The organism is Vibrio intestinalis (assembly GCF_025195085.2).
GTDB lineage: Bacteria > Pseudomonadota > Gammaproteobacteria > Enterobacterales > Vibrionaceae > Vibrio > Vibrio intestinalis.
In genome coordinates this window covers 17,717-41,331 of sequence record NZ_JANAVY020000001.1, presented here as the reverse complement: position 1 = coordinate 41,331, position 23,615 = coordinate 17,717, and the positions used below count along the sequence as shown (strand labels likewise).

Below are 23,615 nucleotides of genomic sequence, written 5' to 3'. Positions count from 1 at the left end.
GGATGGATATGATGAATTTAGTTCTACACCCAGGTCAATTGACACTGAAACAATTGCGACAAATTAGTCGTTCTCCTATCAACTTGACTCTCGATCAGGGCGCTCATGATGCCATCGGAAAAAGTGCCCAAGTAGTAGAGCAAGTGATTGCGGAAGATCGTACCGTCTACGGCATCAATACCGGTTTTGGCCTATTAGCGAACACGCGCATCGCTCCACAAGATCTAGAAGTGCTACAGAAGAGTATTGTGTTATCTCATGCGGCGGGTATTGGCGAGTTTATGTCTGACGAAACCGTCCGTTTGATGATGGTACTGAAGATTAATAGTCTAGCCAAAGGCTACTCTGGGATTCGATTATCAGTGATTGAAGCACTGATCGAGCTAGTTAACGCTCAGGTTTACCCATGCGTACCGCAAAAAGGCTCTGTTGGTGCTTCTGGTGACTTAGCACCATTGGCTCACATGAGCACTATTTTATTAGGCGAAGGCCAAGCACGCCACAATGGTAAGATCATATCAGGGCTTGAAGCACTCACCATTGCAGGTATACAACCGATAACCCTTGCGCCAAAAGAAGGCTTAGCGCTTCTTAACGGTACACAAGCCTCGACAGCATTTGCTCTTGAAGGACTGTTCGCAGCAGAGGATTTATACGCGTCTGCCACGGTGTGCGGTGCGATGTCAGTTGAAGCGGCATTAGGCAGTCGACGCCCGTTTGATCCTCGTATTCATCGAGTGCGTGGCCATCGCGCTCAAATGGATGCCGCTGAGGCCTATCGACACTTGCTCGAAAACAGCAGTGAGATTGGAGAGTCCCACACTTGCTGTGAAAAAGTACAAGACCCCTACTCGCTTCGCTGTCAGCCACAGGTGATGGGGGCATGTTTGCAGCAAATTCGCAATGCCGCAGACATTTTGCAAATTGAAGCAAACTCGGTATCCGATAATCCACTGGTTTTCTTTGAAGATGGTGACATTATCTCAGGAGGTAACTTCCACGCAGAGCCGGTTGCGATGGCTGCGGATAACCTTGCGCTCGCCATTGCTGAAATTGGCAGTTTATCGGAGCGTCGTATGGCGCTACTGATCGATAGTGCGTTAAGTAAACTGCCGCCATTTTTAGTCGACAATGGCGGAGTAAATAGCGGGTTTATGATCGCACAAGTCACATCTGCCGCATTAGCAAGTGAGAACAAAACCCTTGCGCACCCAGCATCTGTCGATAGCTTACCCACCTCGGCAAACCAAGAAGACCATGTTTCAATGGCCACCTTTGCTGGTCGTAGGCTACGTGATATGGCCGAGAACACGCGAGGTATCTTGGCAGTGGAGTACCTTTCAGCCACGCAAGGCATTGATTTTAGAGCCCCGCTCACATCATCCCCTCGTATTGAACGAGCTAAAGAGATGCTGCGCGAGCGTGTCTCCTTCTATGACAAAGATCGGTATTTTGCTCCAGACATCGAAAAGGCCAATGCGTTATTAAAACTGGCAGTTCACAACGAACTCATTCCTGACCACATACTGCCAAGCCACCATTAACAGGCCGATGCAATACCTAACCTAACCCATGGCCAGTTTCGACTGGCCATTAGTTTTTAACCACCCTTACATGAGCTTACAAAACCTCATTTCTTGCCCTCTAGCGCTTTTTTCGTTTCAAACACCCCATAGCAAAAGGAACTAGATACTTACGTATCATTACAATTCCGTCCGCGGAATTATTCGAGGCTAGACAGCATCAGAAAGGAAATTATTATCGCCGCACCTGATAGTCAATTACCTAGCGATGTCACTATGTCATTTAGTAAAACCATTAAAATCTCTGCTCTTACCCTATTGGCCACATTAGTTGGTTGTGGCTCTGAAGAGAGCAATAATTCCACTCCCCCAAGCACAAATAATACAGTTAGCACTCAAATCTACACTTCCATCGCTAACTGCACCACGGAAGCTGACGTACCGAACTGTCAGTTTGATAAAGGGGTTTATGTTTTACAATTTGGCCCCAACGTAAGCCAAGCCCAGCTCGATCGAGTGAAATCGCAAGTAGAGCAATTTCTTACCCGCGCTCATGCGGATGTTCGCAAACAGTTCAATCAAAAGTCGATTGTAATTGGTGTCATTGCCGATGAACCAACCAATGGCGCACAACACGAAAAGCTCATTTTGAAACTGGCTCAGAACATCTACACCAGTTCACCTGTACTCAATGGTATTGAGCTGGTTTACACCAATATTGGCGGAACCGATGAAACCCTCACCACCACTGCACAACAGAAAATGATGCAGCTGTTCGATTACTACGTTGATGGAGATAGCAATACGCAAGTTGGCGCTGAACTTACCCTCGCTTATTCTGGATTTAAACACTTAATCAACAACAAACTGGGCACCGGATCACTCGCGCTTGGCTACCTTAAGTACGATGAGTGTAACTATGGTAATGGCCAATTGGTCAGCGGTGATGTTATCGATGGCACTAACTTGGCCGCTTGTAAAGACGACGGCGGTGCTCAAGTTAATGGTAAAGAAGATCCTATCCACACTGTGAGCAAAAACCTCAACCCGGGTGCTTTGCTAGGTGCGATGTATGAATATAAAGCCAACCCTGCATCAGGTAAATTTCCGGGCGAACTTAGAGACCCAAACCCTAAGTTTACGGGCACAGGCAACTTAGCAAGTGGTGAGCAGGCGTCTGCCGATTACCCATTTAACTGGGCAAACCCTGCTTTTACGCCGCTCAACGATTATTTAAACAAATGGTTCTTTGTTAACTAAATAAGCGACGCTACGCCATCGCGTTTAATCTGTACTGGCCCAACCACATCAGTTGGGCTTTTTTGTAACCTAAGTTTACTGACTGGATTGACCAGTGAAATCCGTTACTCATATATAATCGCATGCAGTTTTGGCTACTAAGCGTAAGATATGTTTTTAACACCGTACTTTTCTACACAAGAAAACCAGTTCCAGTTTACCCGTCAGCAAGCAAGTCATTTTGCTAAGAAAGTGGCGGGCGATTACAACCCTATTCACGACGAAGACAACAAACGTTTTTGCGTGCCTGGAGATTTGCTATTTGCAGTGTTGCTTTCCAAGCAAGGCGTGAGTCAAAAGATGCGTTTCGATTTTTCAGGAATGGTTAGCGACGGTGTAGCTCTGCATATTGAAAACAAATGCGACAAAGAAGCCGCAGTTGTGGATGCCAATGGTAAAGAATACCTACATATGAATCGTGAAGGTGCGGTAAACCAAGACGCAGCATTCATTGAGCACGTTGTCACCAACTACGTGCAGTTCTCTGGTATGAACTTCCCTCACATCATGGTTCCTCTTATGGAAGAGAAGCAGATGATGATTAACTGCCAACGCCCTCTTGTTATCTACGAGAGCATGGAAGTTGAGTTCAACCATCTAGACCTCACAGCCCCTGAAGTGACGTTTGCAGGCGCTACGTTCGATGTTGAAGGTAAACGCGGCCTAGTAACGCTTAACTTCGACTTTACCCAAGATGGTGAAGTGGTTGGTAAAGGTGTTAAGCGCATGGTGGCTAGTGGCCTTAAGCCATATAACCAAGATGACATTGATGATTTGGTTAACCGCTTTAATGAGTGCAAAGAGGCTTTCTTAGCGCAGTTTTCTCAAGCAGCTTAACAATCGGTTAGAGCGAACGAATGTGTTTCGCTCTCGCTTCAAAATAACAAAAAGCCCCAACGATTTTCATCGTTGGGGCTTTTTAGTGTCTCAGCTATTACAACTTAAAGCGGTTAATTTCGCGCTCTAGTTCGTGAGAAAGCGAGGATAGGTGCGCGGCTTGCTCTGCTGCATCGTGCGCTTCGTTAGCAAGGTCATTCGATACATCACGAATACCTACTGTGTTACGCGTGATTTCAGACGTTACCGACGCCTGCTCTTCTGCTGCTGAAGCAATTTGAGTCGCCATATCACTGATCACTTCTACTGCTGCTTGAATTTGAGTCAAGCTTGCAGACGCGCTATCTGCATCAGCAACACTGGTGTCAGCTAGCATACGGCTATCACCCATGATGCCAACAGCTTTCACCGTCGTGCTTTGCAGCGTTTCGATCATCTGTTGAATTTCTTGCGTTGAGGCATGAGTGCGTTGGCTCAATACACGAACTTCGTCAGCAACTACCGCAAAACCACGGCCTTGCTCACCCGCACGCGCTGCTTCAATTGCTGCGTTCAGTGCGAGCAAGTTAGTCTGCTCAGCGATGCCTTGAATCGTCGATAGGATGGTATTAATGCTGTTACCGTGCGTTTCAAGCTCTTGAATCACCTCCGTCGCTACCTGCACTTCTTGAGCAAGGTTTTGAATTGATGATTGAGTTTGATGTACTTGTGAGCCACCGTGAACACAAGCGCCAACCGCTTCAGATGAGCTTTGTGCAGTATTATCAGCGTTGCCTGCAATCTCTTGAGTCGCAGCTGCCATCTCATTAATCGCTGTCGCGACCATGTTGATTTCATCTTGCTGGGTACGGATACGCGTACTGCGCTCTTCTGCTTGTTGTGCTGTCGTTTTTGATTGCTCAGAGAGCGAAGCAGATACCTTGCTTAAGTTATTCACCATTTGATGCATGTTGCCAACAAATGTGTTGAAGCTGATTGCTAGGCGACCGACTTCATCATCACTGTGAGGTGTAATACGCTGAGTAAGATCTGCTTCACCTGACGCAATTTCATTCAGAGCTTGAGACACGCGAACCAAATCACGGAACAAGAAGCTCACCAGCCAAGATACCGCGATGATCACGATGATAGTAATAATGGCCGCTGTAATAAGAAGGTTTGACAGAAGTTGAGCATGACCTGCTTGTTCTGTTTCACGATCCATTTCAACCGCGAATACCCAGTCGGTGTTTGGAACGTTCTTGAAGTAGTAAAGCTTCTCTTTACCTTCACGGAAGATAATCTCAATGCTGCCTGATTGCTCAGCTGCATTGATCGCACTCATCGTCAAATCGCTTGATAACGTAGTGGTCGACTTAAGTGACAAGGCTTTGTTTGGGTGCGCTAGGAAAGTGCCGTTTTGCTTATCAATCAGCATTGCGTAAGCATTTTGACCGGCATCTAGGCTGATTACATCCGCAATCAGTTGGTCAATCAAAACGTCAGCACCAACCACACCCACCATTTGACCATTATGGCGAACTGGCTCAGCAATCGTCACAAGTAGCGCATTGGTAATAGCATCTTGGTAAGCAGTGGTAATGATCTGACGACCCGCGTTGTTGGCATCGATGTACCAAGGACGCGTACGTGGGTCGTAACCTGCGCGGTTACGCTCTGGATGAGAGCGCAGCATGTCACCTTGTGGCGTACCTAAAAAGATATCGTCAAAGCCGCCAGCGTTACGGGCTTGGACTAAAAATGGGATTACGTCAGATTCGGTGCTGTGCTCGTTAAAAGCGGTTGCGATATCACGTCGAATAGAAATCCAATCGGAAATACCAATCGCAGCAGTGTTCGACAAGCTTTCTGCTCGTGAATAAACACCATTTCGCGTTTGTTGATATAACTGATCAGCTGAAAGCCAAGTAAGTGTGCCCGCCATTAGCAAAACTGCCAATAAGCTAGCACCTATGAGTTTTTGTTTTAGGGAGATGTTCATTTTTTGTGACTAACCAGATTTTTGGGAGGTCGAATATTAGCCGCAAAAATGTGAAATTGCACGCACTTTTGTTGCGCAAACGTGCAAATATAACCACTTGTAAAACAAGGCAATTTGTAACAACAAAACCACTTGGATTTTATGAAATCGTGACGATTAAAATAATTACTTTTGGCTCTCTAGCCATTCATACAGTTCTCGTCCGTAAAAAACTTCTGTCTGCATATGCATAACAAATGCCACAGCGCCCAACACGGCATAAACCCAATTAACTCGACGAGACCAACGCTGCTTAGCCACGTCCCCGTAGGCGATCATGTTTGCTGCTACTAAAACCACTGGGTAGGACAATATCAAAACCAGCAACACGCCGAGGTAATTTGATATTGCCATCGATGTTCCCATTCCATCCGGCATAGTCCGCTCCTTACCAATTAAAGCGTACAAATATACCAAGGATGTAATTTATAAATTGCGACCCACTATGCCTTTGTCGCGGTAGTTAGTAGAGTACCTGCTCCAATAAAGACGCCACCCGTGACTCGATTAAAGGTTTTGGCTCGCCCTTTAGCAAACAGCCAGTTTGAAGATTTTGCACCTAAAAAGGCGTATATCGCCAACCAAGCAAATTCCATCACCATGAAAGTGGCAGCAAAAATCAAATATTGATTGAACAACGCCGCCTCTGGTTGGATGAACTGAGGAAAAAGTGCGGTAAAAAACAGTATCGCTTTTGGATTGCTACTGCCGACAATAAAACCAGAAACATAGTGTTTTAACGGCGATAACTGCTGTTTATCTTGCTCTCCCTGCATCTCGTAATCTTGCTGCTTAGACGTAAACGCCTTAAAACCTAAATAGATTAAATACGCTGCACCTGTGTATTTAATGATGTTAAACAGCAGTTCAGACGAGGCAATCACAAGGCCTAAACCAGTAAATGATAAGGTTAAAATGATCGTAATCGCAGTCAAACTGCCCAACGCCGTGAACAATGCCGTTTTGAAACCGTTGGTGACCCCTTTGGTCATACACAATAGTGAACTTGGCCCCGGAGAAGCAGTAAGTACTAAGATAGCGACAAAATATAAAGCCCAGACGTCAAAACCCATTAACAAACTCCTTTTGTTAATTTTTTGTAATAGACCTCTAATTCATCAAATATCACCGCCTTTGTCCAATCCTTTTATCCCAGACATAAAAAAACCGAGCCATTAGCTCGGTTTTTCATTCTAATCTAGAAGATTATTCGGTTGCAGCGTCATCTGATGCTGGTGCATCACCTTCGCTCGTTTGCTCACCTTCAGTCGCTTGGGCTACTTCGCCCTCTTCGCCTTCAGCAAGCTCAACTTCTTCAACTTCATCGATACGTTGTAGACCAACTACCGACTCATCTTCTGCTGTACGGATAAGTGTTACACCTTGAGTGTTACGACCAACTTGGCTCACTTCAGCCACACGTGTACGAACTAGCGTACCGGCATCAGTGATCATCATCATTTCATCGCCTTCTTCCACTTGAACAGCGCCAACTACTGGGCCATTACGCTCGGAAACTTTGATAGAAACAACACCTTGGGTCGCACGACCCTTCGTTGGGTACTCAGCAAGTTCAGTACGCTTACCGTAACCATTTTGCGTCACAGTCAGAACGTCACCTTCGTTAGAAGGAACAATCAGAGATACAACTTGGTCATCATCTGCTAGTTTCATACCGCGAACACCTGCTGCGGTACGTCCCATAGCACGTACTTTGTCTTCGCTAAAGCGAACGACTTTACCCGCTTTCGAGAACAGCATAATGTCGCTTTCACCAGTAGTGATATCCACACCGATTAGCGAATCATCATCACGTAGGTTAACCGCGATTAGGCCGTTAGAACGAACGTTTGAGAACTGATCCAGCGATGTCTTCTTCACAGTACCGTCACCAGTCGCCATGAAGATGTACTTGTCTGCAGAGAACTCAGAGACAGGTAGAATAGCTGTAATACGCTCGCCTTCTTCTAGCGGAAGAATGTTTACGATTGGCTTACCACGTGCAGTACGGCTTGCTAGAGGCAATTGGTACACTTTCAGACGGTATGTCTTACCGCGAGTTGAGAAACATAAGATGTTATCGTGAGTATTCGCAACAAGCAGACGCTCGATGTAATCCTCTTCTTTCATCTTAGTCGCACTCTTACCTTTACCACCACGACGCTGAGCTTCGTAGTCACTTAGGATTTGGTACTTAACGTAACCTTCGTGTGACAATGTCACTACTACATCTTCACGTGCAATTAGCTCTTCCATGTCGATGTCATGGCTAGCAGCAGTGATTTCAGTACGGCGAACATCGCCAAATGCATCACGAACAGCTTCTAGTTCTTCACGAATCACTTCCATCAAGCGCTCTGTGCTTGCAAGGATGTGCATTAGCTCTGCAATTTCTTCAAGCAGTGCTTTGTATTCGTCTAGAATCTTCTCGTGCTCTAGGCCAGTCAACTTGTGTAGACGTAGGTCTAGAATCGCTTGTGCTTGGGTTTCCGTTAGGAAGTATTGACCATCACGGATGCCGTATTGAGGCTCCAGCCAATCAGGACGAGCGGCATCATTACCAGCACTTTCTAGCATTGCTGCTACATTGCCAAGATCCCAACCACGAGCCACTAAGCCAGCTTTTGCTTCTGCTGGTGTTGCTGCATTACGAATCAGTTCAATGATTTCATCGATGTTCGCAAGCGCAAGTGCAAGTGCTTCAAGGATATGAGCACGGTCACGAGCTTTTTTCAGTTCGAAGATAGTACGACGAGTCACAACCTCACGGCGGTGGTCTACGAAGCACTTAAGCATGTCTTTCAGATTGAACAGTTGAGGCTGACCATTGTTCAGCGCAACCATGTTGATACCGAAAGTCGTTTGCAGTTGAGTTTGTGCGTATAGGTTGTTTAGAACCACTTCGCCCACTGCATCACGCTTACATTCAATAACAATACGCATACCGTCTTTATCTGACTCGTCACGCAGTGCACTGATGCCTTCTACTTTCTTATCTTTTACTAGCTCAGCAATCTTCTCGATTAGACGAGCTTTGTTCACCTGATATGGAATTTCCGTAACAATAATGGTTTCTTTACCATTCTTGTCAGCTTCGATTTCCGCTTTAGAACGCATGTAAATCTTACCGCGACCCGTCTTATAAGCATCTACGATGCCTTTGCGGCCACTGATAAGTGCTGCGGTTGGGAAATCTGGACCAGGAATGTAGTCCATTAGCTCATCAATCGTGATTTCTTCATTATTGATGAAAGCCAAGCAACCATCGATCACTTCACCAAGGTTATGTGGTGGAATGTTGGTTGCCATACCTACTGCGATACCAGAAGCACCGTTTACCAATAGGTTTGGAATTTTCGTTGGTAGAACCGCTGGAATTTGCTCCGTACCATCATAGTTAGGTACGTAGTCAACAGTTTCTTTGTCTAGGTCTGCTAGCAGCTCGTGGGCAATTTTTGCCATGCGTACTTCGGTGTAACGCATTGCTGCCGCGGAGTCACCATCAATCGAGCCAAAGTTACCTTGGCCATCGACCAGCATGTAACGCAGTGAGAACGGCTGAGCCATACGTACAATAGTATCGTATACAGCACTATCACCGTGCGGGTGATATTTACCGATTACATCACCCACGACACGGGCAGATTTTTTATATGGTTTATTCCAATCGTTACCAAGTACATTCATCGCGAATAGAACGCGGCGGTGTACTGGTTTTAGGCCATCACGCACATCTGGAAGAGCACGACCCACGATAACTGACATCGCGTAGTCTAGGTATGAACCTCGAAGCTCATCTTCAATGTTTACGGGCGTGATCTCTTTAGCTAGATCGCTCATAGAGCCATTATCCCTCTATAGTTTGATCGTATGTTCGATACGTACAAGGCCAAAAAATATAACACACTATTGGTTACTTCGGCATTACTTTCCCTCTCCTTTTATCAGGTTGTGAGCTTTGTTGCGATTCAAATGCTGAGAATTTGCACACACGCTGCATATGCCGCTGATTATTGGTTATATTTTCAACAGCTTTACAGAAAAGTTACTTTGAGTATGGAGAGCAGCCTAAGAACCGTTATAATGCCCTTCAAGTTTGCCAAATAGATAGATGGAACATGACTAAGACACAAAATGTAGATCCGAATGAAATTAAAAAATTCGAGGACATGGCATCGCGTTGGTGGGATTTAGAGGGAGAATTCAAACCTTTACACCAAATCAATCCACTTCGTCTCAATTACGTGATGGATAACGTTGGTGGCCTATTTGGTAAAACAGCGCTTGATGTTGGCTGTGGTGGCGGAATTTTGGCTGAGAGCATGGCAAAAGAAGGCGCAATAGTGACTGGCCTTGATATGGGTAAAGAGCCTTTAGAGGTTGCTCGCCTGCATGCCCTAGAAACCGGAACGAAGCTTACTTACATTCAAAGCACTATCGAAGACCACGCGGCAGAAAACGCAGGTACTTACGATGTAGTGACTTGCATGGAGATGCTAGAACATGTACCTGATCCGCAATCGGTCATTTCATCTTGTGCGGCGCTAGTCAAACCGGGTGGCCATGTGTTCTTCTCTACACTCAACCGTAACTTCAAATCTTACCTGTTTGCCATTGTGGGCGCAGAGAAGTTATTACGCATCGTTCCTGAAGGCACGCATGACCATGAGAAATTCATTCGCCCTTCTGAAATGATCAAAATGATCGACCAAACGGATCTTACTGAGCAAGGCATTACTGGCCTACTCTATAACCCACTCACTGACACTTATAAACTTGGTCGCAATGTCGATGTAAATTACATCGTTCACACCAAGAAAATCTAACTTGGTCGAAGATTAATCGAAACAGGCGGTATCACAGTGTGGCCGCCTTTTTTAGTCGAATTTTGCACGAATTTCGTGCGTTTGATTCCAATTTAATCAATGAAAATATAGCTCGAAATTTTGCGTGAAGATCAAGAGATTTTTTTTCAAATGAGGTTAAGATTAAACCGATTTAAAAACGGTAATTTTCTACAGCCAACTCCCGCCTATTTTCATCAGTTAGTATCCACTTACTGGAATTTTGTAATTTGTCAGTTATCCACAACTCATCCAAGATCTTCAACTTGAAAAACACGGGTTATAGCACTATCTTGTAATCCGCAAACAGATTACCCCCTATATCTTGTGTTTGGTCTAAAATACAAATATAGATTTTGATCACAAAGCCAGTATTAGACTTACAAAAATTACACTAAAACAAGGCTTTCATCAGTTTTGTTAGGGAAATAAAGCAGAATGAACCAACAACTCACCGTCACTAAGCGTGATGGCCGTAAAGAAAACATTGATCTAGAAAAACTGCACCGAGTAATCACTTGGGCGGCAGAAGGCCTAGATAATGTCTCTGTCTCACAAGTAGAACTAAAAGCTCACATTCAGTTCTATGACGGCATTACCACGTCTGACATTCATGAAACTATTATCAAATCTGCAGCCGATTTGATTTCTGAAGAAACACCTGATTACCAATATTTAGCAGCGCGTTTAGCGGTATTCCACCTGCGTAAAAAAGCGTACGGTCAGTATGAGCCGCCAACGCTGTTTGATCATGTTTCTCGTCTTGTTGATATGGGCAAGTACGACAAGCACATTCTTGAAGATTACACCAAGGCTGAGCTAGACGAACTGGATGCTTACCTAGATCACAAACGTGACCTAGATTTTTCTTATGCAGCCGTTAAGCAGCTAGAAGGTAAGTACTTTGTTCAAAACCGTGTAAGCGGTGAGATTTACGAAAGTGCTCAGTTCCTTTACATCTTGGTTTCTGCATGTCTGTTTGCTAACTACCCTAAAGAAACGCGTCTTGACTACATTAAGCGTTTCTACGATGCGACATCGACATTTAAAATTTCTCTACCTACACCAATTATGTCTGGTGTACGTACTCCTACTCGTCAGTTCAGCTCATGCGTACTTATCGAGTGTGGTGACAGCCTAGATTCTATCAACGCAACGGCTAGCTCAATTGTTCGTTACGTTTCTCAACGTGCCGGCATTGGTATCAACGCAGGTCGTATCCGTGCGCTTGGTTCTGAAATCCGTGGCGGTGAAGCATTCCACACTGGCTGTATCCCGTTCTACAAATACTTCCAAACAGCAGTGAAATGTTGTTCACAAGGTGGTGTTCGTGGCGGCGCAGCTACTGTGTTCTACCCAATGTGGCATGGCGAAGCTCGCTCACTAATGGTGCTTAAGAATAACCGTGGTGTTGAAGAAAACCGTGTTCGTCACATGGACTACGGTGTTCAGTTGAACAAGCTGATGTACCAACGCTTAGTTGAAGGCGGTAACATCACACTGTTCTCACCGTCTGATGTACCTGGCCTATACGACGCATTCTTCGAAAACCAAGCGGAGTTCGAGCGTCTATACGTGAAATACGAAAACGATCCTTCAATTAAGAAAGAGACCGTTAAAGCGATTGAAATGTTTACCTTATTGATGCAAGAACGTGCATCTACAGGTCGTATCTACATTCAAAACGTTGACCACTGTAACACTCACAGCCCATTCGACTCTGAAGTCGCGCCAGTTCGTCAGTCAAACTTGTGTTTGGAAATCGCACTACCGACTAAACCTCTAGCAAACGTAGAAGACGATTCAGGTGAAATCGCGCTATGTACGCTATCAGCGTTTAACTTAGGTGCAATCAAAGAGCTAGACGATTTTGAAGAGCTGTCAGAGCTAGTTGTTCGCGCTCTAGACGCACTGCTAGATTACCAAGATTACCCGCTACCAGCGGCATACAAGTCGACAATGAACCGTCGTACTCTTGGTGTTGGCGTAATCAACTTCGCTTACTACCTAGCGAAAAACGGCGTGAAATACTCAGACGGCAGCGCAAATGGCCTAACACACCGCACATTTGAAGCGATGCAGTACTACCTACTCAAAGCGTCTGTTGCACTAGCGAAAGAACAAGGCAAATGTCCACTGTTTGAAGAAACAAACTACGCAAAAGGCCTCTTGCCAATCGACACTTACAAGAAAGATGTCGATCTAGTTTGTGACGAGCCACTGCACTACGACTGGGAAGAACTACGTAAAGAGATCATGGAACATGGTCTACGTAACTCAACCCTGACAGCGCTAATGCCATCTGAAACCTCTTCACAGATTTCAAATGCGACTAACGGTATTGAACCACCACGCGGTTACGTATCAGTGAAAGCCTCTAAAGATGGTATCTTGAAGCAAGTTGTGCCTGAGTTCACTCAGCTAAAAGATAACTACGAGTTACTTTGGGATATCGGCTCGAACGATGGTTACCTTCACATTGTGGGTATAATTCAGAAGTTTATCGACCAAGCGATCTCGGCAAACACGAACTACGACCCTTCTCGTTTCGAGAGCGGTAAAGTGCCGATGAAGAAACTGCTGCAAGATCTGCTGACTGCATACAAATACGGCGTAAAAACGCTTTACTACCATAACACTCGTGACGGTGCTAAAGACGACCAGAAAGACGCAGTTCAACCAGCTGATGACGATTGTGCAGGCGGCGGTTGTAAGATCTAACCAATACCACTCTATAAATAGAACGGTATTGATTTAAACAGAACTATCGCCCCTACCCTTGATAACTAAGTGGTAGGGGCTTAAAAGGAATTGAGGCATCATGGCTTACAGTACTTTTAACCAGAACAAAAATGACCAACTAAAAGAACCTATGTTCCTTGGTCAATCGGTTAACGTAGCACGCTACGACCAACAGAAATTTGAAATTTTTGAAAAGCTTATCGAAAAGCAACTGTCTTTCTTCTGGCGTCCAGAAGAAGTCGATGTATCGAGCGACCGTATCGATTACAACAAGCTACCAGATCATGAAAAGCACATTTTCATCTCTAACCTGAAATACCAAACGCTACTTGATTCAATTCAAGGCCGCAGCCCGAACGTAGCATTGCTACCTTTGGTATCTCTGCCTGAGTTAGAAACTTGGATTGAAACTTGGTCTTTCTCTGAGACGATTCACTCTCGCTCATACACTCACATCATCCGTAACATCGTTAACGACCCGGGTATTGTGTTTGATGACATCGTAGAAAACGAGCACATCTTAGCGCGCGCAAAAGACATCTCTCACTACTACGATAAGCTGATCCAAATGACCAACGATTACCATCGCTATGGTGAAGGTACACACGAGATCGCTGGCGAAACGACGAAAATCAGCCTTTACGAGCTTAAAAAGCAACTGTACATCTGTTTGATGTCGGTAAACGCGCTTGAAGCGATTCGTTTCTACGTGTCGTTTGCTTGTTCGTTCGCCTTTGCTGAACGTGAGTTGATGGAAGGTAATGCGAAAATCATCAAGCTAATCGCGCGTGATGAAGCACTTCACCTAACGGGTACGCAGCACATGATTAACCTACTGCGTAATGGCCAAGATGATTTCACTTTCATGCAAATTGCAGAAGAAGCGAAGCAAGAGTGTTTCGATCTGTTCAAAGCAGCCGCAGAACAAGAGAAAGAGTGGGCAGAATACCTATTCAAAGATGGTTCGATGATTGGCCTTAATAAAGACATTCTTTGCCAATACGTAGAATACATCACTAACGTTCGTATGCAGGCCGTTGGCCTAGGCGCTGCTTACCCAGAAGCAACGTCTAACCCAATCCCTTGGATCAACGCATGGTTATCTTCTGATAACGTGCAAGTTGCACCGCAAGAAGCGGAAATTTCATCTTACCTAGTAGGTCAGATTGAAAGTGACGTGAAAGCAGACGACTTCAAGGACTTCGAACTGTAATGTCTAACATCAAGGTCAACGGTCAGGTGACTATCACTTCTAACGCCTCCAACACTTTGTTAGAGTCGTTAGAAAGTGCTGGAATTGACGCTGAATACAACTGCCGAGATGGTCATTGCGGTGCGTGTCGCTGCAAGCTCAAATCCGGTGAAGTTGAATACGTTGGCTTTGCAATGGCGTATACACAAGGCGATGAAGTATTGCCTTGTGTAACTCGTGCCAAAACAGACATCGAACTCGAAGAAGTGGTGTATAAGCTTAAAGAAAAACGGGCTTAAAGCTCGATAAGAGAATCTTTACAAGCTATCCACGATTAAGACTTCTATCAAGGCCAGTGCATTGCACTGGCCTTTCTAATTTCCCTTCTTTTGAAAACATTCGCGCCATTCGCTACAAACACGACCCTCACTTCCTGTTAAAATCATTTGATAATGATTCCCATTCGTATAGATTATATCGCTACACCTAATTGCTCAGCGGAGAATCAAATGGAATCGTCAGATATTACACAACTACTCATCCCACAAAGTGACTGGGCAAAACCTGATCTTTATCTCTATGAGGGAGAAGATAAGCTAAAACTCAATATAGAAGGCGCATTGCAGTACAGTGGTATTTCAAGTGTGGGTGGATTAGTACTTGGCTTTAGATTGGTTCAATACGCGGTGGAGCTTGCGGCAGGTAATGAAATTTTACAGCGCGACGGCATCAGCATTTACACGTCATTCCCCGGCCGTGGCACACAAGACGCATTCGAATATACATGCCGAGCACTGCGCGACAAACGTTATTGCTGTGATACTACCCTGCACCATCCTGCGGCGCAGCTTGGTCAGCGAGGACAGTTCTTATTTACACTTAGAGTTAATGAACAAAGCATGGTTATGACACCAGCAGATGGCTTACCGCAACGCAGCTACTTTGAGGCTGACCGCAACTCGAGCCAAAGCCGAGAGGCCGCACTAAAATGGCGAGATGAAAAGATAAACTTTGCCAATACCTTATTAAGCTTGCCGCCGCATCAGTGCCTGAAAGTGCTATAAAACTTAACTGTCAGAAAACAAAAAGCGCGCTAATCAGCGCGCTCATCTCAATGGGGATGTTAATTACAGGGTTACTTTATTCATTGTGGTTGCGAATCCCATAAGAACATTGTCTGCTGTCGCAACAGATACTGCTTTTCCTGCCACTTCACGGCCATCATCATCGAACAGAGAAAGTCCATATCCCATCTCTTCATCGTGTTGATTTTCTCGTTTTGCGTTTCGCCAAATCGAGTGGACATCAGAATTTCCCGAGCTAAACGCCTCGCCTAATACCACTTTTTGACTTGCGACTTGATACCACACCAATATTTTCGACTGGGGAAACATCACTACCTCCTTGTGAGCATTTCTGCGCCAATCAATAGTGTAAGATCAATTTCCGTTACATGTAGTCTTAAAAATAAGATTTAATTTTTTATACATAATTATCAGTAACATAACACTTAGAAGATTTTATTCTAAGCCACAAGAAATTGACCAAAATAGCCAGAAAATCTGAGCAAGGTTCTTTAATGCCCAGAGCCTAAAACACTTTGTGGGACATACATTTCTTTCTCTCTGGTCAGCGAACTGTAACTGGCAAACATGGTGCGGCCAGACAAATAGCGACGCAGCATATCCGCAGCCACTGTTGTGATAATTAACGCTTGATCATCGCGGTTATAAGCACGGTTGAAGGTTAACGTTTGACCCCACTCCCCTTCAGGGGTAGCCAAAGCAACGGTAAAGCTACGGTTAAGCAAACGACCGGAAACAATCGCGATATCAGTCGCACATTTATCTCGCGTCGCCCCTGCCAATGCAAACGCTTCAGCCAACGCGTCATTCTCGTTCGCCCCCACTTCAACTTGACCACCTAACACCCAGCCATGACCACAATACTGCGCAGAACGTTCATCTGCATGCAGCCAGCAGGCCAATTGACCGAGAGTGGATCGCTCCGCTATCGCGATAGATTGCTTACGCTCAGAAATAAGATGACCAACGTGGGACTGCATCGGTTCATCGACACTAACTACGTTTGGCTCAATCAATTTGAAGATCAGTTGCATCAGCTTGAGACGAGTGTCCAGATCCCCTTTTGGGCCAAATAGCTTTACTTCGATATAAGGTAAATATGAGCGATAACCTAGCGTATATCCCTCTGGCAATTGCACCTTATCAAGCTTGTCTGACAAAGCCGATTCCGACGTACCAAAAGTATATAGACGACTACAATCTAGCCCCTTAACGCCCGCATACTGCTGTGCAAGATCGGGCAATATTTGCTCTGAGACCATGCGTTTAAACTCACTTGGCACACCCGGAGTAAAATAGAACGCACAGTCATTAATCATCACTTTAAAACCGCATGCAGTCCCGATTGGGTTGTCGATCATTAGCGAACCTTGCGGTAACATCGCTTGCTTGCGGTTACTCTCTGGCATAGTGACGCCGCGCGCTGCAAAAAAGTCGCTCAGTCTTTCTAACCATTGCTCGTATAGCTCTAATGGCACATCCGCAGCATTTGCCGCCGCTTCTGCGCTCACATCATCGCTGGTTGGCCCCAAGCCACCATTGACCACTACCACATTGTTATTGAAGCTGAGCATAAGCAGCTCTTCAGTCAGCGCACCTAAGGTATCGCCCACTGTGCTTCGCTTGGTCAACGCAAAGCCTTTTTGGAAAAACTGTTCTGATAACCATGCTGCGTTAGTGTCAACAATGTCACCGTGAAGGACTTCTTCACCTGTGCTCAACATTGCGATTTTTAACATAATTTTTCCTTTAAATTCGACGTAAGCGTAAATATAATCGGTACGCTGTTTGCCAGTTGCTTGGTCAAATATGGAGCATAAAACCGATCCAGTCGTCGTTTAACTCAATTTACGGTTTCTATTACCGTTACTTTATTGGATAATTGTGATTTGGATCGTCAAAACTGATGCTCTGCTCATTTTTAGATGCTTGTTTCAATACGAATAACTCTATTTGAGCAGCAATATTGGCTGTTAAAGTGATCTTTTTGATATTTAGCTGCCATAATCCATCTTTAATAGATAATTTTAATACTCATATTTTACTCTTTGAGTATAAGACTGTGGAGTTTTTCCGTGCTTAATAAAAACATCGCCGCTTTGATGTTGTCACTATCAGCTTGCGCTAACGCTAACACGTTTGATTCAAACCAACATATTGAATTTTCATACACATTGAATCAAAACGAAGACTACAGTCTTTATAACAGCACCTATAACTATTCTCAATCCGCTGACCCATTTGCTTTGAGCTTAACAGAGGATGAGTTAAAACTCGAAGAGCCACCACTTCCGAAATACCTACAAGTTCAAGACCAGCGTGACTGGCAATACTTGAAAGAGCAAACATACACCGTACTAGGTTTAAGTGTTGCTACCGTTGGCCTAATGACGCTACTTCCTGAATCTATCACTAAATGGGATGAAGAAGATCGCGATCTTGGTAACCTAGGTAAGAAATGGAAAGATAATGTAACTGCTGGCCCAGTATGGGACCGTGATGAACATTTCCTAAACTACATTGCTCACCCGTACTTCGGTGGTGTTTACTACACTGCTGCTCGTCACGCAGGCTTTAACGAGTTTGACTCGTTCCTATACTCAGCTGTGCTATCGACTTTCTTCTGGGAATACGGTGTAGAATCTTTTGCAGAAGTACCATCATGGCAAGATATCGTGATCACACCGTTCTTTGGTGCAGTAGTCGGCGAACTGATGTTTGAAGCTGAGCAAGAAATCGTGGAAACCGGCGGCGAAGTATGGGGTTCACAAACTATGGGTGGCGTAACGCTATTCTTCTTAAACCCAGTAGGACATATTCACGGTTGGGCAACCGATGCTTGGGGCGGAAGCGCCGAATTTGAGTTTAGCAGCAAACCTTGGTTTGGTAACCAAGAAGCCGCTAAATTCGCTCTAGATGCTGGCGCGTCTTACGACAGCCAATTCTATGGTGTAGAGCTAGAAATCACCTTCTAAAGTACGATAAATCAAACACTAAGCGACGCAATAGCGTCGCTTTTTTTGTGCTTAAGGTTCGATATTCAATATCTGTCGTGACGATTAGGTCAAATACTTGACCTATATCAAACCTTAACTCGCCTCCGCTTCTACACTGAATTTATACCAATAACGACGTACTCTTATTAAGTTTGTTATTGAATAACGCACCGCGCTTGCATTCAGGAGGCCTGTATGAATACTACTTTCATCGTCAATTTCGTCGGAAAAGCGACCCCTGCAACCATCAAACAATTAGCCGCCATTACCCATGAAAATGGGGGTAAATGGTTAATCAGCAAAGTGAACTTTATTGAAAACCAAGTTGCTGCTGTCATCAAAATCGAACTTCCTGAGAGCAATGCTCAACTCGTACAAGATGCATTTACAGCACACCCCGACCTTCTGGTTAAAATTTCAGATGCGGACAGTGCAACCCACGACATCGATACCATTTATCAAATCCGATTCGATGCCAATGATCGCGCAGGTATTGTTAACGAAATCACCCACGTGCTTGATGGACAAGGCATCAATATCCTTGATATGGATTGCCAACGCGTGTTTATTGCTGGGGGTGGCGGTGTAAGCTCTAGTTTATTTACTGCCAATATCGCAATGCGAATTCCAACCAATGTGAAGATCGACGACGTGGCCAATGAATTGGAAGCCTTAAGCGAGGATACCCGCGTCATCGTTGAATGATTTATAAATCGTACCAACAAAAATATCAGGAAGCCTATGGCTTCCTTTTTTTTGTCAAAAACTTGCCCAAGTTAACAAAGTCACAATTTCTCTGCAAAACCATGCTATTTCCTACCAGAATTTATCTAGATAACTCACAAATAACCATTAAGTAGTAGATGCTTTCAACGTCATAGCAAGGAGCGAAAACATGCTTCAATATTTAAGCAATATTAAAGTCAGCCAAAAGCTGGCGACCATGATCATTGCCAGCGTGATTGGTTCACTTTGTCTATTGTTCATCTCTGGCAATACTCTCAAAAACAACCTTATTGCCGAGCGAGAAGCTCGACTTTATGCCGTCGTTGACTCAGCTCTCTCTCAAATCAATGTGTTATATAAAACGCTACCTGAAGCGGAAGCTCAAGAGAAAGCCAAAGAGGTCATCCGCGCAATTCGCTACGATGGTGACAACTATGTCTTTGTAATGAATGAAGATCGCATCGTACTTGTCAATCCAGTCCAGCCACAATTAGACGGCCAACAACTTGGGAATGCCAATGTTGCTGAAGATAGAGTTTGGTTTGACATGGTCAACCTCGCCAGAGGTGGACAATCAGGCTCAGTCACCTACCCTTGGAAAGACTCAGCAGGAATACCTGCTGACAAACTCTCTATTGTTAAAGGCTTTGCCCCATGGGGATGGGTAGTCGGTTCAGGAATGATCATCAATGATATTGAAGCCTCGATTTTTAACCAAGTTCTGCGCATGGGTATAGCTGCATTAAGCATCGTCGCCGTAATGATAGTGCTTGGGGTTATAATCACGCGCGCGATTACTCATCCTTTGGACGAAATAAATCACGCAATGGAATTCATCGCTCGAGGAGACCTAACCGCTGAAATACCAGTGAAAGGCAAAGATGAAATTGGTGTTGTCGCCAAGCGTATAAATGAAAGCGTTGCTTCAGTGAGAAGTGCACTCGCCGATTCGGTGCAAGGTTCAAAAAACGTCGCCCTCGCCGCTTCTCAAATTGCATCATCAGCAGAAGAAACCAGTCATGCGGTTTCCGCCCAACAAGATCAGCTGAGTCAATTAGCTACCGCTATGAATGAAATGAGTGCAACCGTTGCAGAAGTCGCCCATCACGCAGAAGACACCGCCCGAGACACTCATCAAGCGAACCGCGAAGCTGGTATGGGTGACAAAGACGTTCACTCTAGCGTCGACTGCATTAAATCTCTTTCTAGTGAACTACATAATGCCTCAGAACAAGTCGCTAAATTAAAAGAAGGCGTAATGGAAATTGGTGACGTCACTGCAGTGATTTCTGGTATATCAGAGCAAACTAACCTGCTAGCTTTAAATGCGGCAATTGAAGCTGCACGAGCAGGAGATCAAGGTCGCGGCTTTGCCGTCGTCGCAGATGAAGTTCGCAGCTTAGCTAGCCGTACCAATGATTCGACCAACGAAATTCAAAACACGATAAATCACCTCCAAACTTTGGCCATCTCAACCTTTGAAGCGATGGAAAAAAGCCAGAACTTAGCGGGAAGCAGTGTCGATCTCGCAGAAAAAGCAGGTTCAGATTTGGATATGATAGTCAGCCATATTCAACATGTTAGCGACAAAGCCACCCAAATAGCGACAGCCGCTGAAGAGCAAAGCTCAGTAGCAGAAGATATGAACCGCAACGTAAATGGCATCAATGACTCTGCTATTGAAATGTCACAAGCAGCCGTATATTTAGCGCGCGAAAGTGAAACCTTAGCGGCGCTATCCAGAGAGCTTGATGAAAAGCTCGTAAGCTTCAAATTGGCGTAACAACCGAATAAATACCATGAGATAAACTAAGCAACAGAGCCCGCATAATGCGGGCTCTGTAATTTCTCATTGCAGTTTAAAACTACTTTACGCTCCACTGAGAAAGTGAGCGTTTGAAGTCTGAATAATCAAATTCATTCAGCTTTTGAATCTCGCCATTTGAGCGTTCACAGTACACCGAAGGCATACGTAAGCCATTGAACCAATTAAGTTTCACCATGGTGTAACCCGCACTGTCCAAGATGTGCAGGCGCTGACCAATCTCTAACGGCTGATCAAAACTGGCTTCACAGAACTGATCCCCTGCTAAGCACGAGCATGAACCAATCACATAACTGTGCTCACCATTTTGAGCGGCTTCTGAGATTGATGCTGGCTCATCGTAGATTAACGTATCAAGGCGATGCGCTTCCGTTGCGGAATCAACAATCGCAGTTTTCTTAACGTTCTCTACGATATCAACCACGGTTACCACTAAGTCTGTCGTCTTAGTAATAATGGCTTCGCCCGGCTCTAGATACATTTGCACGCCATGCTTTTCGGCGAATGTTTTCAGGGCTAAGCCAAGTTTTTCAATATCATAGCCTGGCCAAGTAAAGAATACGCCGCCACCCATGCTCACCCAATCAAGCTTGTCTAGGTATTGACCAAACTGCTCAGAGATAGAATCAAGCAAGCCGATAAAGGCATCCACATCTTTGTTCTCACAGTTCATATGGAACATAACGCCATTAATGTCATCAAACACTTCTGGCTTAATATGATCCGCTTGCACACCTAAGCGAGAGAATTGACGCGCTGGGTTCGCTAAGTCTTGCCCCGCATAGCTTACACCTGGGTTAAGACGCAGACCAAGTGACGCTTTACCTTCTACAATATGGCGATACGCTGCAAGTTGGCTTTGTGAGTTGAAGATCATCTTGTCACAAATATCCGCCACTTCACGTACATCGTCTTCACTGTAACCCACACTGTAAGCATGAGTTTCACCGCCAAACGTTTCGTGACCAAGTTTTACTTCAAATGGGCCAGAGCTTGTGGTGCCATCTAAGTAAGGCTTAATGATGTCGAACACACCCCAAGTTGAGAAACATTTCAGCGCCAGTACCAACTTAACGCCAGAGATTTCCTTTAGCTGCTTTGCTTTCTCTAAGTTCTCAATCAACTTATCTTCGTTGATCATAAAATATGGAGTTTTTAATTCGTTATGTTGCATCTTTCTATTTTCCAAAATCGAACAAAGCCGACGCATCAGCATCGGCTTTAACCTTAGATTATTTTAAGCGAAGAAGGGTAAATTGCGACTTACTTTTCAAGCTCATGAATCACTGGAAGCCCTTGACCTGCTTCTAGCTCTTGTACGTGCCAATCTAGACCGATTTCAGGCATTGTCGCTAGGAATGGGTCTGGGTTTAGCTGCTCCATGTTGAACACGCCTTTATCAGCCCACTCGCCACGGAAGAACTGAAGTGCAGCAGTGATCGCTGGAACGCCAGTTGTGTAAGAGATCGCTTGGTGCTCTACGTCTTCGTATGCTACTTCGTGGTCAGCGTTGTTGTAGATAAATACGCTGCGCTCTTTGCCGTCTTTCTTACCTTGAACCCAAGTACCGATACACGTTAGACCCGTGTAGCCTGGCGCTAGAGATGTTGGATCTGGTAGCAGAGCTTTTAGTACGTGTAGAGGCTGAACCACTGTGCCGTCGTGTAGCGTTAACGGATCTGGGCTTAGTAGGCCAATGTCACGCATACAGTTGAAGTAGTTTAGGTACTTGTCGCCAAAGCCCATCCAAAATTCAATGCGCTTCGCCGGGATGAACTCTTTCATTGAGCGAACTTCATCGTGCGCCATTGAGTAAACTTTGTGTGTACCACAGTTAGGGAAATCAAACTCAAGCATACGAGAGTGACAAGGCACTTGCTTCCACTCTTCGTTTTCCCAGTAGAAAGAATCGCCTTGGATCTCAAGCATGTTGGTCTCAGGATCGAAGTTAGTTGCGAACTTCTTACCGTGGTCACCCGCGTTAACGTCCATAACATCGATAGTATCGATTTCATCAAACAGGTGCTTCACTGCGTATGCAGCAAAAACTGAAACCACACCCGGATCGAAGCCCGCGCCAAGAATACCTGTGATGCCCGCTTCAGCGAACTTCTCACGGTAGCCCCACTGCCAATCGTACGCTTCTGGCACTTGCTGGCCTTCAGAACATAGGTCAACCGCAACGGATGTGTCTAGGTAAGAAACTTTCGCTTGGTAACACGCTTCCATAATGGTGATGTTTACCCAAGGAGGACCAGCATTGATAACGAGATCAGGCTGAACTTCTTTAATTAGCGCAACCAGTGCGTCAACGTCGTCAGCATTAACTGCACGCGCTTCTAGTTTCTTAGTTGAATCCTTTAGGTTGTTTTTACCTTTGATTGATTCGATGATCTTTTCACATTTCGCTACTGTTCGAGATGCAATAGTAATGTCACCCAGTACGTCATTGTTTTGAGCTGCTTTGTGTGCAACTACCCAGCCAACGCCGCCTGCACCAATCTGTAGAATTGCCATAGTTTCGTT

General features: G+C 45.0%; 19 protein-coding genes. 11 read left to right on the top strand and 8 right to left on the bottom strand.

The genetic code is table 11. The features are described 5' to 3' along the window. The first annotated feature begins 2 nt into the window (after positions 1 to 2). The 3 genes from hutH (at position 3) to MU515_RS00135 (ending at position 3,659) form a co-directional block, all read left to right on the top strand. Positions 3 to 1,544: a histidine ammonia-lyase gene (hutH, locus tag MU515_RS00145; RefSeq protein ID WP_260258334.1), complete on the top strand. Its 1,542-nt coding sequence runs from the start codon at positions 3 to 5 to the stop codon at positions 1,542 to 1,544. Between the two features lie 255 nt (positions 1,545 to 1,799). Beyond that, complete coding sequence (locus MU515_RS00140; RefSeq protein ID WP_260258333.1) at positions 1,800 to 2,783, top strand: histidine ammonia-lyase; 984 nt, start codon at positions 1,800 to 1,802, stop codon at positions 2,781 to 2,783. Between the two features lie 150 nt (positions 2,784 to 2,933). Then, positions 2,934 to 3,659, top strand: coding sequence for a DUF3581 domain-containing protein (locus MU515_RS00135; RefSeq protein ID WP_260258332.1), 726 nt, complete (start codon positions 2,934 to 2,936; stop codon positions 3,657 to 3,659). Positions 3,660 to 3,756: 97 nt separating this feature from the next. Here MU515_RS00135 and MU515_RS00130 read toward each other — a convergent pair whose 3' ends face one another. The 4 genes from MU515_RS00130 to gyrA all read right to left on the bottom strand — a co-directional run bounded on the left by MU515_RS00130 (position 3,757) and on the right by gyrA (position 9,519). Further along, positions 3,757 to 5,640 (bottom strand): methyl-accepting chemotaxis protein, encoded by a 1,884-nt coding sequence (locus MU515_RS00130; RefSeq protein ID WP_260258331.1) that lies wholly within the window; start codon positions 5,638 to 5,640, stop codon positions 3,757 to 3,759. A 165-nt stretch (positions 5,641 to 5,805) separates the two neighbouring features. Next, positions 5,806 to 6,057 carry a hypothetical protein gene (locus MU515_RS00125; RefSeq protein ID WP_260258330.1) on the bottom strand — a complete coding sequence of 84 codons (252 nt, stop codon included), beginning with the start codon at positions 6,055 to 6,057 and terminating at the stop codon, positions 5,806 to 5,808. A 65-nt stretch (positions 6,058 to 6,122) separates the two neighbouring features. Beyond that, positions 6,123 to 6,752: a LysE family translocator gene (locus MU515_RS00120; RefSeq protein WP_260258329.1), complete on the bottom strand. Its 630-nt coding sequence runs from the start codon at positions 6,750 to 6,752 to the stop codon at positions 6,123 to 6,125. Positions 6,753 to 6,885: 133 nt separating this feature from the next. Further along, positions 6,886 to 9,519, bottom strand: a complete 2,634-nt coding sequence (gyrA, locus tag MU515_RS00115; RefSeq protein ID WP_260258328.1) for a DNA topoisomerase (ATP-hydrolyzing) subunit A — start codon at positions 9,517 to 9,519, stop codon at positions 6,886 to 6,888. A gap of 278 nt (positions 9,520 to 9,797) precedes the next feature. Between gyrA and ubiG the strand changes: the two genes are divergently transcribed. The 5 genes from ubiG (at position 9,798) to MU515_RS00090 (ending at position 15,521) form a co-directional block, all read left to right on the top strand. Beyond that, a complete protein-coding gene (ubiG, locus tag MU515_RS00110) occupies positions 9,798 to 10,505 on the top strand; it encodes a bifunctional 2-polyprenyl-6-hydroxyphenol methylase/3-demethylubiquinol 3-O-methyltransferase UbiG (RefSeq protein ID WP_260258327.1) in 708 nt (235 codons plus the stop codon). 456 nt (positions 10,506 to 10,961) lie between these two features. Beyond that, on the top strand, positions 10,962 to 13,244 hold the full coding sequence (gene nrdA / locus MU515_RS00105; RefSeq protein ID WP_260258326.1) for a class 1a ribonucleoside-diphosphate reductase subunit alpha: 2,283 nt from the start codon (positions 10,962 to 10,964) through the stop codon (positions 13,242 to 13,244). 100 nt (positions 13,245 to 13,344) lie between these two features. After that, positions 13,345 to 14,478 (top strand): class Ia ribonucleoside-diphosphate reductase subunit beta, encoded by a 1,134-nt coding sequence (gene nrdB / locus MU515_RS00100; RefSeq protein WP_260258325.1) that lies wholly within the window; start codon positions 13,345 to 13,347, stop codon positions 14,476 to 14,478. Further along, a complete protein-coding gene (gene yfaE, locus MU515_RS00095) occupies positions 14,478 to 14,756 on the top strand; it encodes a class I ribonucleotide reductase maintenance protein YfaE (RefSeq protein WP_260258324.1) in 279 nt (92 codons plus the stop codon). The genes nrdB and yfaE overlap by 1 nt, the downstream gene beginning before the upstream one ends. Positions 14,757 to 14,966: 210 nt before the next feature. Continuing rightward, on the top strand, positions 14,967 to 15,521 hold the full coding sequence (locus tag MU515_RS00090; RefSeq protein WP_260258323.1) for a hypothetical protein: 555 nt from the start codon (positions 14,967 to 14,969) through the stop codon (positions 15,519 to 15,521). A 63-nt stretch (positions 15,522 to 15,584) separates the two neighbouring features. On the opposite strand, the gene MU515_RS00085 is transcribed toward MU515_RS00090, so the two are convergent. After that, positions 15,585 to 15,851: a hypothetical protein gene (locus MU515_RS00085; RefSeq protein ID WP_260258322.1), complete on the bottom strand. Its 267-nt coding sequence runs from the start codon at positions 15,849 to 15,851 to the stop codon at positions 15,585 to 15,587. 182 nt (positions 15,852 to 16,033) lie between these two features. Next, positions 16,034 to 17,281, bottom strand: coding sequence for a CinA family nicotinamide mononucleotide deamidase-related protein (locus MU515_RS00080; RefSeq protein WP_260258321.1), 1,248 nt, complete (start codon positions 17,279 to 17,281; stop codon positions 16,034 to 16,036). 336 nt (positions 17,282 to 17,617) lie between these two features. Between MU515_RS00080 and MU515_RS00075 the strand changes: the two genes are divergently transcribed. The 3 genes from MU515_RS00075 (at position 17,618) to MU515_RS00065 (ending at position 21,047) form a co-directional block, all read left to right on the top strand. Beyond that, positions 17,618 to 18,517, top strand: coding sequence for a DUF3943 domain-containing protein (locus MU515_RS00075; RefSeq protein WP_260258320.1), 900 nt, complete (start codon positions 17,618 to 17,620; stop codon positions 18,515 to 18,517). 216 nt (positions 18,518 to 18,733) lie between these two features. After that, entirely contained in the window at positions 18,734 to 19,243 is a 510-nt protein-coding gene (locus MU515_RS00070) for a glycine cleavage system transcriptional repressor (RefSeq protein WP_260258319.1), read from the top strand. Between the two features lie 190 nt (positions 19,244 to 19,433). Further along, positions 19,434 to 21,047, top strand: coding sequence for a methyl-accepting chemotaxis protein (locus MU515_RS00065; protein ID WP_260258318.1), 1,614 nt, complete (start codon positions 19,434 to 19,436; stop codon positions 21,045 to 21,047). An 82-nt stretch (positions 21,048 to 21,129) separates the two neighbouring features. Here the strand turns inward: MU515_RS00065 and nspC are convergent, their stop codons facing one another. Continuing rightward, positions 21,130 to 22,263, bottom strand: a complete 1,134-nt coding sequence (gene nspC, locus MU515_RS00060; protein WP_260258317.1) for a carboxynorspermidine decarboxylase — start codon at positions 22,261 to 22,263, stop codon at positions 21,130 to 21,132. 89 nt (positions 22,264 to 22,352) lie between these two features. Further along, complete coding sequence (locus MU515_RS00055) at positions 22,353 to 23,606, bottom strand: carboxynorspermidine synthase (protein ID WP_260258316.1); 1,254 nt, start codon at positions 23,604 to 23,606, stop codon at positions 22,353 to 22,355. Positions 23,607 to 23,615: the final 9 nt, after the last annotated feature.

Coding starts and splice junctions, on each gene's coding strand:
- hutH (WP_260258334.1), top strand. CDS start 3: ATGGATATGATGAATTTAGTTCTACACCCAGGTCAATTGACACTGAAA.
- MU515_RS00140 (WP_260258333.1), top strand. CDS start 1,800: ATGTCATTTAGTAAAACCATTAAAATCTCTGCTCTTACCCTATTGGCC.
- MU515_RS00135 (WP_260258332.1), top strand. CDS start 2,934: ATGTTTTTAACACCGTACTTTTCTACACAAGAAAACCAGTTCCAGTTT.
- MU515_RS00130 (WP_260258331.1), bottom strand. CDS start 5,640: ATGAACATCTCCCTAAAACAAAAACTCATAGGTGCTAGCTTATTGGCA.
- MU515_RS00125 (WP_260258330.1), bottom strand. CDS start 6,057: ATGCCGGATGGAATGGGAACATCGATGGCAATATCAAATTACCTCGGC.
- MU515_RS00120 (WP_260258329.1), bottom strand. CDS start 6,752: ATGGGTTTTGACGTCTGGGCTTTATATTTTGTCGCTATCTTAGTACTT.
- gyrA (WP_260258328.1), bottom strand. CDS start 9,519: ATGAGCGATCTAGCTAAAGAGATCACGCCCGTAAACATTGAAGATGAG.
- ubiG (WP_260258327.1), top strand. CDS start 9,798: ATGACTAAGACACAAAATGTAGATCCGAATGAAATTAAAAAATTCGAG.
- nrdA (WP_260258326.1), top strand. CDS start 10,962: ATGAACCAACAACTCACCGTCACTAAGCGTGATGGCCGTAAAGAAAAC.
- nrdB (WP_260258325.1), top strand. CDS start 13,345: ATGGCTTACAGTACTTTTAACCAGAACAAAAATGACCAACTAAAAGAA.
- yfaE (WP_260258324.1), top strand. CDS start 14,478: ATGTCTAACATCAAGGTCAACGGTCAGGTGACTATCACTTCTAACGCC.
- MU515_RS00090 (WP_260258323.1), top strand. CDS start 14,967: ATGGAATCGTCAGATATTACACAACTACTCATCCCACAAAGTGACTGG.
- MU515_RS00085 (WP_260258322.1), bottom strand. CDS start 15,851: ATGTTTCCCCAGTCGAAAATATTGGTGTGGTATCAAGTCGCAAGTCAA.
- MU515_RS00080 (WP_260258321.1), bottom strand. CDS start 17,281: ATGTTAAAAATCGCAATGTTGAGCACAGGTGAAGAAGTCCTTCACGGT.
- MU515_RS00070 (WP_260258319.1), top strand. CDS start 18,734: ATGAATACTACTTTCATCGTCAATTTCGTCGGAAAAGCGACCCCTGCA.
- MU515_RS00065 (WP_260258318.1), top strand. CDS start 19,434: ATGCTTCAATATTTAAGCAATATTAAAGTCAGCCAAAAGCTGGCGACC.
- nspC (WP_260258317.1), bottom strand. CDS start 22,263: ATGCAACATAACGAATTAAAAACTCCATATTTTATGATCAACGAAGAT.
- MU515_RS00055 (WP_260258316.1), bottom strand. CDS start 23,606: ATGGCAATTCTACAGATTGGTGCAGGCGGCGTTGGCTGGGTAGTTGCA.